This window comes from Microbacterium meiriae (assembly GCF_025143875.1).
Taxonomy (GTDB): Bacteria; Actinomycetota; Actinomycetes; order Actinomycetales; family Microbacteriaceae; genus Microbacterium; species Microbacterium meiriae.
This window is the reverse complement of the sequence record NZ_JAMBDU010000022.1, coordinates 32,864-46,752: the sequence shown is the minus strand read 5'-3', so window position 1 is coordinate 46,752 and position 13,889 is coordinate 32,864. Positions and strand designations below refer to the sequence as shown.

General features: G+C 66.6%; 26 protein-coding genes. All 26 read left to right on the top strand.

Annotation, left to right across the window (positions count from 1 at the left end; genetic code table 11):
* Nucleotides 1-2: 2 nt before the first annotated feature.
* Nucleotides 3-665, top strand: coding sequence for a 50S ribosomal protein L4 (gene rplD, locus M4D53_RS13295; RefSeq protein ID WP_187662253.1), 663 nt, complete (start codon nt 3-5; stop codon nt 663-665).
* Nucleotides 662-985, top strand: a complete 324-nt coding sequence (rplW, locus tag M4D53_RS13290; RefSeq protein ID WP_025102406.1) for a 50S ribosomal protein L23 — start codon at nt 662-664, stop codon at nt 983-985. Before rplD ends, rplW begins: the two co-directional genes overlap by 4 nt.
* Before the next feature lie 21 nt (nt 986-1,006).
* The gene (rplB, locus tag M4D53_RS13285) at nt 1,007-1,846 is read left to right on the top strand and encodes a 50S ribosomal protein L2 (RefSeq protein WP_025102405.1); all 840 of its coding nucleotides are present in this window, start codon (nt 1,007-1,009) and stop codon (nt 1,844-1,846) included.
* 12 nt (nt 1,847-1,858) lie between these two features.
* Nucleotides 1,859-2,140 (top strand): 30S ribosomal protein S19, encoded by a 282-nt coding sequence (rpsS, locus tag M4D53_RS13280; RefSeq protein ID WP_017201589.1) that lies wholly within the window; start codon nt 1,859-1,861, stop codon nt 2,138-2,140.
* A gap of 25 nt (nt 2,141-2,165) precedes the next feature.
* Complete coding sequence (gene rplV, locus M4D53_RS13275) at nt 2,166-2,564, top strand: 50S ribosomal protein L22 (RefSeq protein ID WP_060927232.1); 399 nt, start codon at nt 2,166-2,168, stop codon at nt 2,562-2,564.
* Nucleotides 2,564-3,316: a 30S ribosomal protein S3 gene (gene rpsC / locus M4D53_RS13270; RefSeq protein ID WP_025102403.1), complete on the top strand. Its 753-nt coding sequence runs from the start codon at nt 2,564-2,566 to the stop codon at nt 3,314-3,316. Before rplV ends, rpsC begins: the two co-directional genes overlap by 1 nt.
* A complete protein-coding gene (rplP, locus tag M4D53_RS13265) occupies nt 3,316-3,735 on the top strand; it encodes a 50S ribosomal protein L16 (protein WP_187662252.1) in 420 nt (139 codons plus the stop codon). The genes rpsC and rplP overlap by 1 nt, the downstream gene beginning before the upstream one ends.
* Nucleotides 3,735-4,052 (top strand): 50S ribosomal protein L29, encoded by a 318-nt coding sequence (rpmC, locus tag M4D53_RS13260; protein WP_025102401.1) that lies wholly within the window; start codon nt 3,735-3,737, stop codon nt 4,050-4,052. The genes rplP and rpmC overlap by 1 nt, the downstream gene beginning before the upstream one ends.
* Nucleotides 4,052-4,384, top strand: a complete 333-nt coding sequence (gene rpsQ, locus M4D53_RS13255; RefSeq protein ID WP_021201120.1) for a 30S ribosomal protein S17 — start codon at nt 4,052-4,054, stop codon at nt 4,382-4,384. Before rpmC ends, rpsQ begins: the two co-directional genes overlap by 1 nt.
* Nucleotides 4,381-4,749, top strand: coding sequence for a 50S ribosomal protein L14 (rplN, locus tag M4D53_RS13250; RefSeq protein WP_025102399.1), 369 nt, complete (start codon nt 4,381-4,383; stop codon nt 4,747-4,749). Before rpsQ ends, rplN begins: the two co-directional genes overlap by 4 nt.
* 2 nt (nt 4,750-4,751) lie before the next feature.
* On the top strand, nt 4,752-5,111 hold the full coding sequence (gene rplX / locus M4D53_RS13245; RefSeq protein WP_187662251.1) for a 50S ribosomal protein L24: 360 nt from the start codon (nt 4,752-4,754) through the stop codon (nt 5,109-5,111).
* Complete coding sequence (gene rplE, locus M4D53_RS13240; protein WP_187662250.1) at nt 5,111-5,701, top strand: 50S ribosomal protein L5; 591 nt, start codon at nt 5,111-5,113, stop codon at nt 5,699-5,701. Before rplX ends, rplE begins: the two co-directional genes overlap by 1 nt.
* A 133-nt stretch (nt 5,702-5,834) precedes the next feature.
* A complete protein-coding gene (rpsH, locus tag M4D53_RS13235; protein ID WP_025102396.1) occupies nt 5,835-6,233 on the top strand; it encodes a 30S ribosomal protein S8 in 399 nt (132 codons plus the stop codon).
* Between the two features lie 6 nt (nt 6,234-6,239).
* Nucleotides 6,240-6,776: a 50S ribosomal protein L6 gene (rplF, locus tag M4D53_RS13230; RefSeq protein WP_187662249.1), complete on the top strand. Its 537-nt coding sequence runs from the start codon at nt 6,240-6,242 to the stop codon at nt 6,774-6,776.
* Nucleotides 6,777-6,778: 2 nt separating this feature from the next.
* The gene (rplR, locus tag M4D53_RS13225) at nt 6,779-7,138 is read left to right on the top strand and encodes a 50S ribosomal protein L18 (RefSeq protein WP_187662248.1); all 360 of its coding nucleotides are present in this window, start codon (nt 6,779-6,781) and stop codon (nt 7,136-7,138) included.
* Between the two features lie 20 nt (nt 7,139-7,158).
* Nucleotides 7,159-7,833, top strand: coding sequence for a 30S ribosomal protein S5 (gene rpsE / locus M4D53_RS13220; RefSeq protein ID WP_269474805.1), 675 nt, complete (start codon nt 7,159-7,161; stop codon nt 7,831-7,833).
* The gene (gene rpmD / locus M4D53_RS13215) at nt 7,833-8,018 is read left to right on the top strand and encodes a 50S ribosomal protein L30 (protein ID WP_017201575.1); all 186 of its coding nucleotides are present in this window, start codon (nt 7,833-7,835) and stop codon (nt 8,016-8,018) included. Before rpsE ends, rpmD begins: the two co-directional genes overlap by 1 nt.
* The gene (rplO, locus tag M4D53_RS13210) at nt 8,018-8,635 is read left to right on the top strand and encodes a 50S ribosomal protein L15 (protein ID WP_259954467.1); all 618 of its coding nucleotides are present in this window, start codon (nt 8,018-8,020) and stop codon (nt 8,633-8,635) included. The genes rpmD and rplO overlap by 1 nt, the downstream gene beginning before the upstream one ends.
* 153 nt (nt 8,636-8,788) lie before the next feature.
* A complete protein-coding gene (gene secY, locus M4D53_RS13205; protein ID WP_187662246.1) occupies nt 8,789-10,111 on the top strand; it encodes a preprotein translocase subunit SecY in 1,323 nt (440 codons plus the stop codon).
* Nucleotides 10,108-10,752 (top strand): adenylate kinase, encoded by a 645-nt coding sequence (locus M4D53_RS13200; RefSeq protein WP_187662245.1) that lies wholly within the window; start codon nt 10,108-10,110, stop codon nt 10,750-10,752. Before secY ends, M4D53_RS13200 begins: the two co-directional genes overlap by 4 nt.
* Nucleotide 10,753: 1 nt before the next feature.
* Nucleotides 10,754-11,605: a type I methionyl aminopeptidase gene (gene map, locus M4D53_RS13195; protein WP_187662244.1), complete on the top strand. Its 852-nt coding sequence runs from the start codon at nt 10,754-10,756 to the stop codon at nt 11,603-11,605.
* Nucleotides 11,605-12,276, top strand: coding sequence for a DsbA family protein (locus tag M4D53_RS13190; RefSeq protein WP_187662243.1), 672 nt, complete (start codon nt 11,605-11,607; stop codon nt 12,274-12,276). The genes map and M4D53_RS13190 overlap by 1 nt, the downstream gene beginning before the upstream one ends.
* Before the next feature lie 173 nt (nt 12,277-12,449).
* On the top strand, nt 12,450-12,671 hold the full coding sequence (gene infA, locus M4D53_RS13185) for a translation initiation factor IF-1 (protein ID WP_017201569.1): 222 nt from the start codon (nt 12,450-12,452) through the stop codon (nt 12,669-12,671).
* 64 nt (nt 12,672-12,735) lie between these two features.
* A complete protein-coding gene (gene rpmJ / locus M4D53_RS13180) occupies nt 12,736-12,852 on the top strand; it encodes a 50S ribosomal protein L36 (RefSeq protein ID WP_005050492.1) in 117 nt (38 codons plus the stop codon).
* 193 nt (nt 12,853-13,045) lie between these two features.
* On the top strand, nt 13,046-13,420 hold the full coding sequence (gene rpsM / locus M4D53_RS13175; protein WP_187662242.1) for a 30S ribosomal protein S13: 375 nt from the start codon (nt 13,046-13,048) through the stop codon (nt 13,418-13,420).
* 30 nt (nt 13,421-13,450) lie between these two features.
* Nucleotides 13,451-13,849, top strand: a complete 399-nt coding sequence (rpsK, locus tag M4D53_RS13170) for a 30S ribosomal protein S11 (RefSeq protein WP_017829189.1) — start codon at nt 13,451-13,453, stop codon at nt 13,847-13,849.
* Nucleotides 13,850-13,889 lie beyond the last annotated feature (40 nt).

Sequence of the window (13,889 nt, the reverse complement as noted above, 5' to 3'; positions counted from 1 at the left end):
TCATGGCTGACTCCACTCTCGCGCTCGACGTCCTCAAGGCAGACGGCAAGAAGGCAGGCTCCGTCGAGCTTCCCGCCGCTCTGTTCGACGTCAAGACGAACATCCCGCTCATCCACCAGGTCGTCGTCGCGCAGCTCGCGGCGGCTCGCCAGGGCACGCACTCGACCAAGCGTCGTGGTGAGGTCTCCGGTGCCGGCCGCAAGCCCTTCAAGCAGAAGGGCACGGGTAACGCCCGTCAGGGCTCGATCCGCGCGCCGCACATGACCGGCGGTGGCATCGTGCACGGCCCGAAGCCGCGCGACTACTCGCAGCGCACCCCCAAGAAGATGATCGCGGCCGCCCTGCTGGGCGCGCTCAGCGACCGCTTCCGCGGCGACCGCCTGCACGCGATCGACACGTTCGGCACCGACGGCGCGCCGTCGACCAAGGCTGCTGCGGGCTTCCTCGCCCAGGTCGCCACGTCGAAGAACGTCCTCGTGGTCATCGAGCGCGGCGACGAGCTCGCGCTCAAGAGCCTGCGCAACCTCGGCAACGTGCACCTGCTGTCGTACGACCAGCTCAACGCCTACGACGTGCTCGTCTCCGACGACATCGTCTTCACCCAGGCCGCGCTCGAGGGCTTCATCGCCTCCAAGTCCGGCGCCAACCAGGAGGTCTCCGCATGAGCGAGCAGGCATCTGTTCTCCAGACGGCCCTGAACAAGGACCCGCGCGACATCATCCTGAAGCCGGTCGTGTCCGAGAAGAGCTACGGCCTGATCGACGAGGGCAAGTACACCTTCCTCGTCGACCCGCGCGCTTCGAAGACCGAGATCAAGCTCGCCATCGAGAAGATCTTCGGCGTCAAGGTCGCGTCCGTCAACACGATCAACCGCGTCGGCAAGGCCCGTCGCACCCGCTTCGGCACCGGTAAGCGCAAGGACACCAAGCGCGCCATCGTGAGCCTGAAGTCGGGCACCATCGACATCTTCACGGCAATCGGCTGATCCGGGGGATAAAGGACAATCATGGCTATTCGCAAGTACAAGCCCACGACCCCGGGCCGTCGCGGCTCGTCGGTGGCTGACTTCGCCGAGATCACCCGATCGACGCCGGAGAAGTCGCTGCTGCGCCCGATCTCGAAGACCGGTGGTCGCAACAACCAGGGCCGCATCACGACCCGTCACATCGGTGGTGGCCACAAGCGCCAGTACCGCGTCATCGACTTCCGTCGCAATGACAAGGACGGCGTGAACGCCAAGGTCGCTCACATCGAGTACGACCCCAACCGCACCGCGCGCATCGCGCTGCTGCACTACTTCGACGGCGAGAAGCGCTACATCCTCGCGCCGGCGAAGCTGAAGCAGGGCGACATCGTCGAGTCGGGCCCCGCGGCGGACATCAAGCCGGGAAACAACCTCCCGCTGAAGAACATCCCCACGGGTACCGTCATCCACGCCATCGAGCTCCGCCCCGGCGGCGGCGCGAAGATGGCGCGCTCGGCCGGTGCATCGGTCCGCCTCGTCGCCAAGGACGGCCCCTACGCCCAGCTGCGTCTGCCCTCCGGTGAGATCCGCAACGTCGATGCGCGCTGCCGCGCGACCATCGGCGAGGTCGGCAACGCCGAGCAGTCGAACATCAACTGGGGCAAGGCCGGCCGCATGCGCTGGAAGGGCGTCCGCCCGACCGTCCGCGGTGTCGCGATGAACCCGGTCGACCACCCGCACGGTGGTGGTGAGGGCAAGACGTCCGGTGGACGTCACCCCGTCTCCCCGTGGGGTCAGGCCGAGGGCCGCACCCGCCACGCCAACAAGGAAAGCGACAAGTACATCGTGCGTCGTCGCAACGCCGGCAAGAAGCGCAAGTAGGAGTAAGAGAAGATGCCTCGCAGTCTCAAGAAGGGCCCCTTCGTCGACGAGCACCTGCTTCGCAAGGTGGTCGTGCAGAACGAAGCCGGCACGAAGAACGTCATCAAGACCTGGTCCCGCCGGTCCATGATCATCCCGGCCATGCTGGGTCACACGATCGCGGTCCACGACGGTCGCAAGCACATCCCTGTGTTTGTCTCCGAGACCATGGTCGGTCACAAGCTGGGCGAGTTCGCGCCCACCCGCACCTTCCGCGGCCACGAGAAGGACGACAAGAAGGGCCGCCGCCGCTGACGCGGTGGCGATAGAGGAGAGAGAAATGGTGGAGTCCATCGCACGCGTGCGACACATCCGCGTGACCCCTCAGAAGGCTCGTCGTGTCGTCGCGCTCATCAAGGGCAAGCAGGCCCAGGAGGCTCTGGCGATCCTGAAGTTCGCTCAGCAGTCCGCCAGTGAGCCGATCTACAAGCTTGTCGCGTCGGCCATGGCCAACGCGCAGGTCAAGGCGGATCGTGACGGCGAGTACCTCGACGAGCAGGACCTGTACGTGGCTAACGCCTACGTCGACGAGGGCACGACGCTCAAGCGTTTCCAGCCCCGTGCACAGGGTCGCGCTTTCCAGATCAAGAAGCGCACGAGCCACATCACGGTCGTGCTCTCGACGCCGGAGGCGGCTCCTGCCGCGGCCGGCGACAGCAACAAGAAGGCGAGCAAGTAATGGGACAGAAGGTCAACCCGTACGGCTTCCGCCTCGGCATCACCACGGACCACGTGTCGCGCTGGTTCTCCGACTCGACGAAGCCGGGTCAGCGTTACGCCGACTACGTGGCCGAGGACATCAAGATCCGTCGCCTGCTGCAGACGCAGCTCGACCGTGCCGGCGTCTCGAACATCGAGATCGAGCGCACCCGTGACCGCGTCCGCGTCGACATCCACACCGCCCGTCCGGGCATCGTGATCGGTCGTCGTGGTGCAGAGGCCGAGCGCATCCGCGGCGACCTCGAGAAGCTCACGGGCAAGCAGATCCAGCTGAACATCCTCGAGGTCAAGAACCCCGAGGCCGACGCTCAGCTGGTCGCCCAGGGCATCGCCGAGCAGCTCTCGGCTCGTGTGGCGTTCCGCCGCGCGATGCGCAAGGGTCTGCAGGGCGCGCAGCGCGCCGGCGCCAAGGGCATCCGCATCCAGGTCTCGGGCCGTCTCGGCGGCGCCGAGATGAGCCGGTCGGAGTTCTACCGCGAGGGTCGTGTGCCGCTGCACACGCTGCGCGCGAACATCGACTACGGCTTCTACGAGGCCAAGACCACCTTCGGCCGCATCGGCGTGAAGGTGTGGATCTACAAGGGCGACCTCACCGCCAAGGAGCTCGCGCGCGAGCAGGCCAACGCGCCGAAGTCGCGCCGTGACGACCGTGGTGACCGCCGCCGTGCCCCGCGCAACGAGGCACCTGTTGCAGAAGGAGCGTCGGCATAATGCTCATCCCCCGTAAGGTCAAGTACCGCAAGCAGCACCACCCGGGGCGCTCGGGTCAGGCCACCGGCGGCACGAAGGTCTCCTTCGGCGAGTACGGTATCCAGGCCCTCACCCCCGCGTACGTGACGAACCGTCAGATCGAGTCCGCTCGTATCGCGATGACCCGTCACATCAAGCGTGGCGGCAAGGTGTGGATCAACATCTACCCGGACCGTCCGCTCACGAAGAAGCCGGCCGAGACCCGCATGGGTTCCGGTAAGGGTTCCCCCGAGTGGTGGGTCGCCAACGTCAAGCCGGGCCGCGTCCTCTTCGAGGTCGCGGGTGTCGACGAGCAGCTCGCTCGCGAGGCACTGACCCGTGCAATCCACAAGCTGCCGCTCAAGGCACGCATCATCAAGCGCGAGGAGGGCGACGCGTAATGGCGATCGGCACCAAGGAGCTCGCTCCGGCAGAGCTCGACACGTTCGAAGACCAGCGCCTCGTTGAGGAGCTGCGCAAGGCCAAGGAGGAGCTGTTCAACCTCCGTTTCCAGTCGGCCACCGGCCAGCTGGAGAGCCACGGCCGCATCCGCGCCGTCAAGCGCGACATCGCGCGCCTCTACACGGTGATCCGCGAGCGCGAGCTGGGCATCCGTGCGACGCCCGCTCCGGTCGAGGCTCCCGCGAAGAAGGCGACCAAGTCGAAGGCGAAGAAGGCGGACGCCGCCGAGGACGCCCCGAAGGAAGAGGCTGAGTGATGGCCACCAAGAAGGAAGCGACTGTGGAGACGCAGGCCGCAGGACACGAGTCGTCCGAGCACGACGTCCGCGACTCCGCTGCCCGCGGCTACCGCAAGGCCCGCCGTGGCTATGTCGTCAGCGACAAGATGGACAAGACGATCGTCGTCGAGGTCGAGGACCGCGTGAAGCACCCGCTTTACGGCAAGGTCATCCGCCGGACGTCGAAGGTCAAGGCGCACGATGAGGCGAACTCCGCCGGCATCGGCGACCTGGTCCTGATCAACGAGACCCGCCCGCTGAGCGCCACCAAGCGCTGGCGTCTGGTGGAGATTCTGGAGAAGGCCAAGTGATTCAGCAGGAGTCCCGCCTCAAGGTCGCCGACAACACCGGCGCCAAGGAGCTGCTCACGATCCGCGTCCTCGGTGGCTCGCGCCGCCGCTACGCCGGTCTGGGCGACACCATCGTCGCGACCGTCAAGGACGCGATCCCCGGTGGCAACGTCAAGAAGGGCGACGTCGTCAAGGCGGTCATCGTCCGCACCAAGAAGGAGACCCGTCGTCCCGACGGCTCCTACATCAAGTTCGACGAGAACGCCGCCGTCATCCTGAAGAACGACGGGGAGCCCCGCGGCACCCGTATCTTCGGGCCGGTCGGCCGTGAGCTTCGCGACAAGAAGTTCATGAAGATCGTCTCGCTGGCACCGGAGGTCATCTGATCATGGCGAAGATCAAGAAGGGCGACCTGGTTCAGGTCATCTCGGGCGCCAAGCCCGAGCGTGGTGGCGACCGCGGCAAGCAGGGCAAGGTCCTCGACGTCCTCGTCGGGCAGAACCGTGTCGTCGTCGAAGGCGTCAACTACGTCACCAAGCACACGCGCGTCGGTCAGACGCAGCGTGGCACCAAGACGGGTGGCCTCGAGACCGTCGAGGCGCCCATCCACATCTCGAACGTCGCACTCGTCGACCCCTCGACCAAGAAGCCGACCAAGGTCGGCCACCGGGTCGAGGAGCAGACCAAGGACGGCGTGAAGCGCACCGTCCGCGTGCGCTTCGCGAAGAAGAGCGGTAAGGACCTCTGATGGCAACGACCGACGCTGCGGTGGCTGGCAAGATCCAGCCCCGCCTGAAGGCGAAGTACAACGCCGAGATCAAGAAGGCTCTGCAGGACGAGTTCGGCTACGAGAACGTCATGCAGATCCCCGGCCTGGTCAAGGTCGTCGTGAACACCGGTGTCGGCGAGGCTGCTCGCGACAGCAAGGTGATCGATGGGGCGGTCGACGACCTCACCAAGATCACCGGCCAGAAGCCGATCGTCACCAAGGCCCGCAAGTCCATCGCGCAGTTCAAGCTGCGTGAGGGCCAGGCCATCGGCGCGCACGTCACCCTCCGTGGCGACCGTGCGTGGGAGTTCGTGGACCGCCTGGTGTCGCTCGCGCTGCCCCGCATCCGCGACTTCCGCGGTCTGTCGGGCAAGCAGTTCGACGGCAACGGCAACTACACCTTCGGTCTCCAGGAGCAGAGCGTGTTCCACGAGATCGATCAGGACAAGATCGACCGCGTCCGTGGTTTCGACATCACTGTCGTGACCTCGGCGAAGACGGACGACGAGGGACGCGCGCTGCTGCGTCACCTCGGCTTCCCGTTCCGCGCGGACGACGCCCAGGCGTGACCCTTCGACGGGCTCAGTGGTCTCCGTGTCACTGAGCCCGTCGATGTGCACGTACAATTGAAGATTGCGTGCTCATCGCAGGCCGTCTGTCGTGTAACGGCAGCCGGAACCTCATGATCGAAAGTAGACAACAATGACAATGACAGACCCGGTCGCAGACATGCTGACCCGTCTGCGCAACGCGAACTCGGCGCACCACGACACCGTGACGCTGCCGTCGAGCAAGCTCAAGACGCACATCGCAGAGATCCTCCAGCAGGAGGGCTACATCGCCGGTTGGGAGACCTCCGACGCTCGCGTGGGCAAGAACCTCACGCTGACGCTGAAGTACGGTCCGAACCGCGAGCGCTCGATCGCGGGCATCAAGCGCGTGTCGAAGCCCGGCCTGCGCGTGTACGCGAAGTCGACCGAGATCCCCACGGTCCTCGGCGGCCTCGGCGTGGCCATCCTGTCCACCTCCTCCGGTCTCCTCACGGACCGCCAGGCTGAGCAGAAGGGCGTGGGCGGAGAAGTTCTCGCCTACGTGTGGTAATCCGAAATGTCGCGTATTGGACGACTTCCCATCGACGTTCCCGCGGGCGTGACCGTTTCGGTCGACGGCCGTGAGGTCGCGGTGAAGGGCCCCAAGGGTGAGCTCACCCTCACGGTGGCCAGCCCCATCGAGGTGTCGGTCGAGGAGAACCAGGTTCTCGTCACCCGCCCCGACGACGAGCGCGAGTCCCGGTCTCTCCACGGCCTGACCCGCACGCTCATCAACAACAACATCATCGGCGTGACCCAGGGCTACACCAAGGGTCTCGAGGTCGTCGGCACCGGTTACCGCGTGCAGCAGAAGGGGAACTCGGTCGAGTTCGCCCTCGGCTTCTCGCACCCGGTCCTGATCGACCCGCCCGCCGGCATCACGCTCACGGTCGAGGGCACGAACAAGCTCACCGTCAGCGGGATCGACAAGCAGGCCGTCGGTGAGGCGGCTGCGAACATCCGCAAGATCCGCAAGCCCGAACCGTACAAGGGCAAGGGTGTGCGCTACGCCGGCGAGAACGTGCGTCGCAAGGCCGGAAAGAGTGGTAAGTAACCATGGCTCTCAAGTCAAAGTCTGACGCCCGCGCGCGTCGTCACGCCCGTCTTCGCAAGAAGATCGTGGGCACCGAGGTGCGTCCGCGCCTCGTCGTCAACCGTTCGGCGCGTCACGTCTTCGTGCAGCTCGTCGACGACAGCAAGGGCCACACGGTCGCCTCGGCCTCGACGCTCGAGACCGACCTGCGTTCGCTGGATGGCGACAAGACCGCCAAGGCTCGCAAGGTCGGCGAGCTCCTCGCCGAGCGCGCGAAGGCCGCAGGCGTTTCCGAGGCAGTGTTCGACCGTGGCGGCAACCGCTACGCGGGTCGTGTCGCCGCCATCGCCGACGGCGCCCGTGAAGGGGGTCTGGCACTGTGAGTGACAACAAGGAGAACGAAGTGACCGAAGCGGCTGCTGCCACTTCCGAGACGGCCGCCGGCACCACGCAGGCTGAGCCCTCTCGCGACCAGCGGGACGGCCGCCGCGGCGGACGTGACCGTAACCAGGGCGGCCGCGACCGCAACTCGCGCGACCGCGGCGACAACCAGTTCCTGGAGCGCGTCGTCACCATCAACCGCGTCTCGAAGGTCGTGAAGGGTGGTCGTCGCTTCAGCTTCACCGCTCTCGTGGTCGTCGGTGACGGCAACGGTCTGGTGGGCGTCGGCTACGGCAAGGCCCGTGAGGTCCCCCTGGCGATCTCGAAGGGTGTCGAAGAGGCCAAGCGCAACTTCTTCCGCGTCCCGCGCGTCGGCAGCACCATCCCGCACCCCGTGCAGGGTGAGTCGGCCGCCGGTGTGGTGCTCCTGCGCCCCGCCGCCGCCGGTACCGGTGTCATCGCCGGTGGTCCGGTCCGCGCCGTGCTCGAGTGCGCCGGCATCCACGACGTGCTGTCCAAGTCGCTCGGCTCGTCGAACACGATCAACATCGTGCACGCGACGGTCACCGCCCTGAAGGAGCTCGAGGAGCCCCGCGCCGTCGCCGCACGCCGTGGTCTCGAGTTCGACCAGGTCGCCCCGGCCCGGCTCGTCCGCGCCGAGGCCGAGGCCATCGCCGCACAGAAGGTAGGTGCCTGATGGCCGCGCGACTCAAGGTCACGCAGATCAAGTCCAAGGTGAGCGAGAAGCAGAACCAGCGCGACACGCTGCGCAGCCTCGGTCTCAAGCGGATCGGTGACACCACCGTCCGCCCCGACGACGCGCAGACGCGCGGCTACGTCAAGACCGTCGCCCACCTCGTCAAGGTTGAGGAGATCGACTAATGGCTGAGAAGAACGAGGCCGTCGAGGCCGAGAAGGCCACCAAGAAGGCGGCGGCTCCCAAGGCCGACGCTGCCAAGAAGCCCGCCGCGAAGAAGGCACCGGCCAAGACCAGTGCCGCCGACGCCAAGGCTGACGGCTCCGCGAAGGCTGCGCCGAAGAAGGACGCCCCGGCGTCCCGCCCCGGTGTGCTGAAGGTCCACCACCTGCGTCCCGTCCCCGGGTCCAACACCGCGAAGACCCGTGTCGGTCGCGGTGAGGGCTCGAAGGGCAAGACGGCCGGTCGCGGCACGAAGGGCACCAAGGCCCGCAACACCGTGCGCGTCGGCTTCGAGGGTGGCCAGATGCCGCTGCACATGCGCACGCCGAAGCTGCGTGGCTTCAAGAACCCGTTCCGCGTCGAGTACCAGGTCGTGAACCTGGAGAAGCTCGCGGAGCTCTACCCCCAGGGTGGCGACGTCACCGTCAGCGACCTGGTCGCCAAGGGTGCGGTTCGCAAGAACGAGAAGGTCAAGGTTCTCGGCAACGGCGACATCGCCGTGAAGCTCACCGTCGCGGTCGACAAGGTCTCGGGTTCTGCCGAGCAGAAGATCGTGGCTGCGGGCGGATCCGTCAAGTAACCACTGAGGAAGAGGGGTCGGAGATTCTCCGGCCCCTCTTCTGGTTCGGCGGGGGAGAAGCCGACCGCACGCATTCCCCCGGCCTCGGAGTGGGTTACCCTGGTGTTTCAGCCGCCCCTCGGGGGTTCGGCCACCTTTTCAGGAGGAACGTTCTTGTTTAGCGCCATCGCGCGGATCTTCCGCACGCCCGACCTGCGTCGGAAGATCGGTTTCACTCTCGCGATCATCGCGATCTACCGCCTCGGCTCGAACGTCCCCGCGCCGTTCGTCAACTTCCCGAACGTCGAGCAGTGTCTCGCGGCCAACGCCGGCACCGAGGGTCTGCTCGGACTCGTCAACCTCTTCTCCGGAGGCGCGCTGCTGCAGCTGTCGATCTTCGCGCTCGGCGTCATGCCGTACATCACCGCGACGATCATCACCCAGCTCCTGCGCGTCGTCATCCCGCACTTCGAGGCGCTGCACAAGGAAGGCCAGGCCGGGCAGGCCAAGCTGACCCAGTACACGCGGTACCTCACGATCGCCCTCGCGCTCCTGCAGTCCACGACGCTCGTCACCGTGGCCCGCACCGGCCAGCTCTTCGGTACGACCGACATCGGCGCGTGTACCCAGCTCCTCACGAACGACGTCTGGTGGGCGCAGGTGCTCATCATCATGGCGATGACGGCCGGTACCGGTCTGATCATGTGGTTCGCCGAACTCGTCACCGAGCGCGGCATCGGCAACGGCATGTCGCTGCTGATCTTCACCTCGATCGCCGCGACGTTCCCCGGCGCGATGTCGATCATCTGGCAGACCCGGGGCTTCGAGGTCTTCCTCCTCGTGCTGCTCGTCGGCATCATCGTGATGGGACTCGTGGTGTTCGTCGAGCAGTCGCAGCGGCGCATCCCCGTGCAGTACGCGAAGCGCATGGTGGGCCGTCGCACCTACGGCGGCACGAACACGTACATCCCGATCAAGGTGAACATGGCCGGTGTGATCCCCGTCATCTTCGCCTCGTCGCTGCTGTACATCCCCGCGCTCATCGCCCAGTTCAACACCCCGCAGGACGGCTCCACCCCGCCCGCGTGGGTCAGCTGGGTCAGCGCGAACTTCACCACCGGCAACAGCCCGATCTACATGGCGGCATACTTCCTGCTGATCATCGGGTTCACCTACTTCTACGTCGCGATCACGTTCAACCCGGTCGAGGTCGCCGACAACATGAAGAAGTACGGCGGCTTCATCCCCGGGATCCGGGCCGGCCGTCCGACCGCGGAGTACCTGGACTACGTGCTCACCCGCATCACGCTCCCCGGTTCCCTCTACCTGGGCCTGATCGCCCTGATCCCGCTCATCGCGCTCGCGACGGTCGGTGCCAACCAGAACTTCCCGTTCGGTGGCGCGTCGATCCTCATCATCGTCGGCGTGGGTCTCGAGACGGTCAAGCAGATCGACGCCCAGCTGCAGCAGCGACACTACGAAGGACTTCTCCGATGACAGTGCCCCACCTGGTCCCTGAGCCCGTCGAAGGGCACCGACCCACTGCCCGTTTGCTCATCGTCGGCCCCCAGGGTTCCGGCAAGGGCACCCAGGGTGTGCGCATCGCCGAGTCCTACGGCATCCCGGTCGTCTCGACCGGCGACATCTTCCGCGCGAACATCAAGGAGGGGACGCCGCTCGGCCAGCAGGTCACCGCGATCCTCGACAAGGGCGACCTGGTGCCGGACGAGCTGACCAGCGAGATCGTGCGCGACCGGCTGAGCCAGGAGGACGCGGAGAACGGCTTCCTCCTCGACGGCTACCCCCGCAACACCGCGCAGGTGGCGCACCTCGATGCGTTCCTCGAAGGACGCGGCGAGGCGCTGGACGCGGTGATCCTCCTCGACGTCCCGCGGGAGGAGAGCATCGCCCGCCTCGCCCTTCGCGCTGCGGAGCAGGGGCGTTCCGACGACACCGACGAAGCCATCGCGCACCGACTCGACATCTACGAGAAGGAGACGGCGCCGATCATCGAGGTCTACAGCAGCCGCGGCATCGTCGACCGCATCGACGGTGTGGGCTCGCTCGAGGAGATCACGGAGCGCATCGCCGCCGCTCTGGCCGCTCGCGGGCTGCGTTCCCCCGCCTCCGCCGCCTGAGATGTTCCGCCGCTCGATCTACAAGACCCCGGCTCAGCTACGAGCCATGGTCGAACCCGGCCTCATCACCGCCGAGGCCCTGGACGCCGTCCGCGCCCTCATCAAGCCGGGGGTGAAGACGATCGAGCTCGACGCCGCCGCGAACCGCGCCATCCTGCAGCGGGGTGCGGAGTCGAACTTCCAGCTCGTCAAGGGCTATCACCACACGATCTGCGTCTCGGTCAACGAGCAGGTCGTGCACGGCATCCCGGGGGAGCGGGTCCTCCAGCCCGGCGACATCGTCTCGGTCGACTGCGGAGCCCAGTTCGAGGGCTGGAACGGCGACAGCGCGATCACCGTCGTCGTCCCGGATCCCGAACACCCTGAGCTCGTGGCCCGCCGTGAGGAGCTCTCGCGTGTGACGGAGGGGTCGATGTGGGCGGGGATCGCCGCGATGGCCTCGGCGTCCTCGATCGACGAGATCGGCGCCGCGATCCAGGACTACATCGAGGCGCAGGGGCCGTCCGCCGTGAGCGGCGAGCCCTACGGCATCCTCCGCGAGTACGTCGGTCACGGCATCGGTCGGAAGATGCACGAGGCGCCCAGCGTCTTCAACTACCGGACACCAGACCGCGGCGCGGACGTGAAGCCAGGACTCGTGCTCGCCATCGAGCCGATGGTCACCGCCGGGGGTGAGGCGACGTTCGTGGAGGACGACGACTGGACGGTCACCACGGTCGACGGCACCGACGGCTCACATTGGGAACATAGCGTCGCCCTGCATGATGGGGGCATCTGGGTGCTCACCGCGCCCGATGGTGGAAGAGCCGGACTCGCCCCGTTCGGGGTCGAGCCTCGAGAGATCGGAAAGTAATGGCAGCGGCGAAGAGCAACACCAACTGGTTCGCGATCGGCGTCTCCATCGCCGTCGTCGTGGTCCTGGTGGCCCTCGGCGGACTCGTGGTGTTCCTCAACAACCAGGCGACGTCTCCCGGCGCCACCCCGTCCGCCAGCGACAACTTCGACGCCGAGGCCGGCTCCGTCTCCATGGGCGACGGCGACACGACCGTGTCGGTCTTCCTCGACTTCCAGTGCCCGGTCTGCAAGTCCTTCGAGGACCAGTTCGGTGCGGCGCTCGAGGCGAAGGCCCAGAGCGGGGAGATCACGCTCGAGCAGCACCCCATCGCGATCCTCGACCGCTTCTCGCAGGGCACCGAGTTCTCCTCCCGTTCGGCCGGCGCGGCGTTCTGCGTCGCCGAGTCGGACTCCGACCTGTACTTCGACTACGCCAAGGTCCTGTTCGAGAACCAGCCGGCGGAGAACACCCCCGGCCTGACGAACGAACAGCTCGCCGAGTTCGCCACCCAGGTCGGCGCGGGCGACGACGTCGTGTCCTGCATCACGGACGAGACGTACCGCAAGTTCGGCGCCGCACAGGCGAAGAGCAACGACATCCAGGGCACGCCGACCGTCGAGATCGACGGAGAGCGCCTCGACCTGCAGAACCAGGAAGACATGAAGCGGTTCACCGACCTGCTCGGCTGACACCCGCCCATCCGCTCGACGCCCCGTCCGGCCAAGTTGCCGGATGGGGCGTCGTCGGATAACATAGATCTTTGGTGCCTTGTGCCATGCGTTCGGCGTGTCCGATCCGGCCCGGTACCGCACACCACCCACCCACCGCAGATCGACCGATCTGCAGAAGCGTCAGCGAGGCTATGGCTAAGAAAGACGGTGTCATCGAGATCGAGGGCGTGATCTCCGAGGCTCTCCCCAACGCGATGTTCCGCGTTGAGCTCAGCAACGGACACAAGGTCCTGGCAACGATCTCCGGAAAGATGCGGCAGAACTACATCCGCATCATCCCCGAGGACCGTGTGGTCGTGGAACTCAGCCCCTACGACCTGACCCGCGGCCGCATCGTCTACCGCTACCGCTGATCGGTCGAGAAGTAACACCCCAGGCTTCGCGCCTGCCCGGTGAAGACAGCGAACAGGAAACATCATGAAGGTCAACCCCAGCGTCAAGCCGATCTGCGACCACTGCAAGGTGATCCGCCGCCACGGCCGCGTCATGGTGATCTGCAAGAGCAACCCGCGTCACAAGCAGCGCCAGGGCTGAGCGCCCCCGCTGCGTGAGCGCCGCTCTCGCAATCTCATAACTCAACACGAAACGGCAGGATCAGACGCTTCGATCCTTCGACAGGCTCAGGAACCCAGGTTCCCGCCTGTCGGACGACGCGGAGCTGACACCTCGGGGCGGAGGCCCGGGCACCGATCCTGCTCCACACCTCCACAACACCCAGGAGAACCGCATGGCACGTCTTGCCGGCGTTGACATCCCGCGCGACAAGCGCGTGGTGATCGCCCTTACCTACATCTACGGCGTCGGCCGTACCCGCTCCGTCGAGATCCTCAAGGCGACCGACATCGACGAGAGCATCCGCGTGAAGGACCTCAGCGACGACCAGCTCGTCGCCCTCCGCGACTACATCGAAGGCAACTACAAGGTGGAGGGTGACCTGCGCCGCGAGGTGGCCGCAGACATCCGCCGCAAGGTCGAGATCGGCTCCTACGAGGGCATCCGCCACCGTCGTGGTCTCCCGGTCCGCGGTCAGCGCACCAAGACCAACGCCCGTACCCGCAAGGGCCCGAAGCGCACCGTCGCCGGCAAGAAGAAGGCCCGCTAAGCAGCGGCCAGGGACTAGGAGAACACTTTCATGGCTGCACCCAAGGCCGCCGCGCGCAAGCCGCGCCGCAAGGAAAAGAAGAACATCGCGCTGGGCCAGGCCCACATCAAGTCGACGTTCAACAACACCATCGTTTCGATCACCGACCCGTCCGGCGCCGTCATCGCCTGGGCCTCGTCGGGTGGCGTGGGCTTCAAGGGCTCCCGCAAGTCGACCCCGTACGCCGCCGGCATGGCAGCGGAGTCCGCTGCCCGCCAGGCTGCGGAGCACGGCGTGAAGAAGGTCGACGTCCTCGTGAAGGGTCCGGGCTCCGGCCGCGAGACCGCGATCCGCTCGCTGCAGGCCGCCGGCCTCGAGGTGGGTTCGATCCAGGACGTCACCCCGCAGGCGCACAACGGCTGCCGTCCGCCGAAGCGCCGCCGCGTCTGATGCGTGTGCCGAGCCGCTCGTCCTTCGGGTCGAGCGGCTC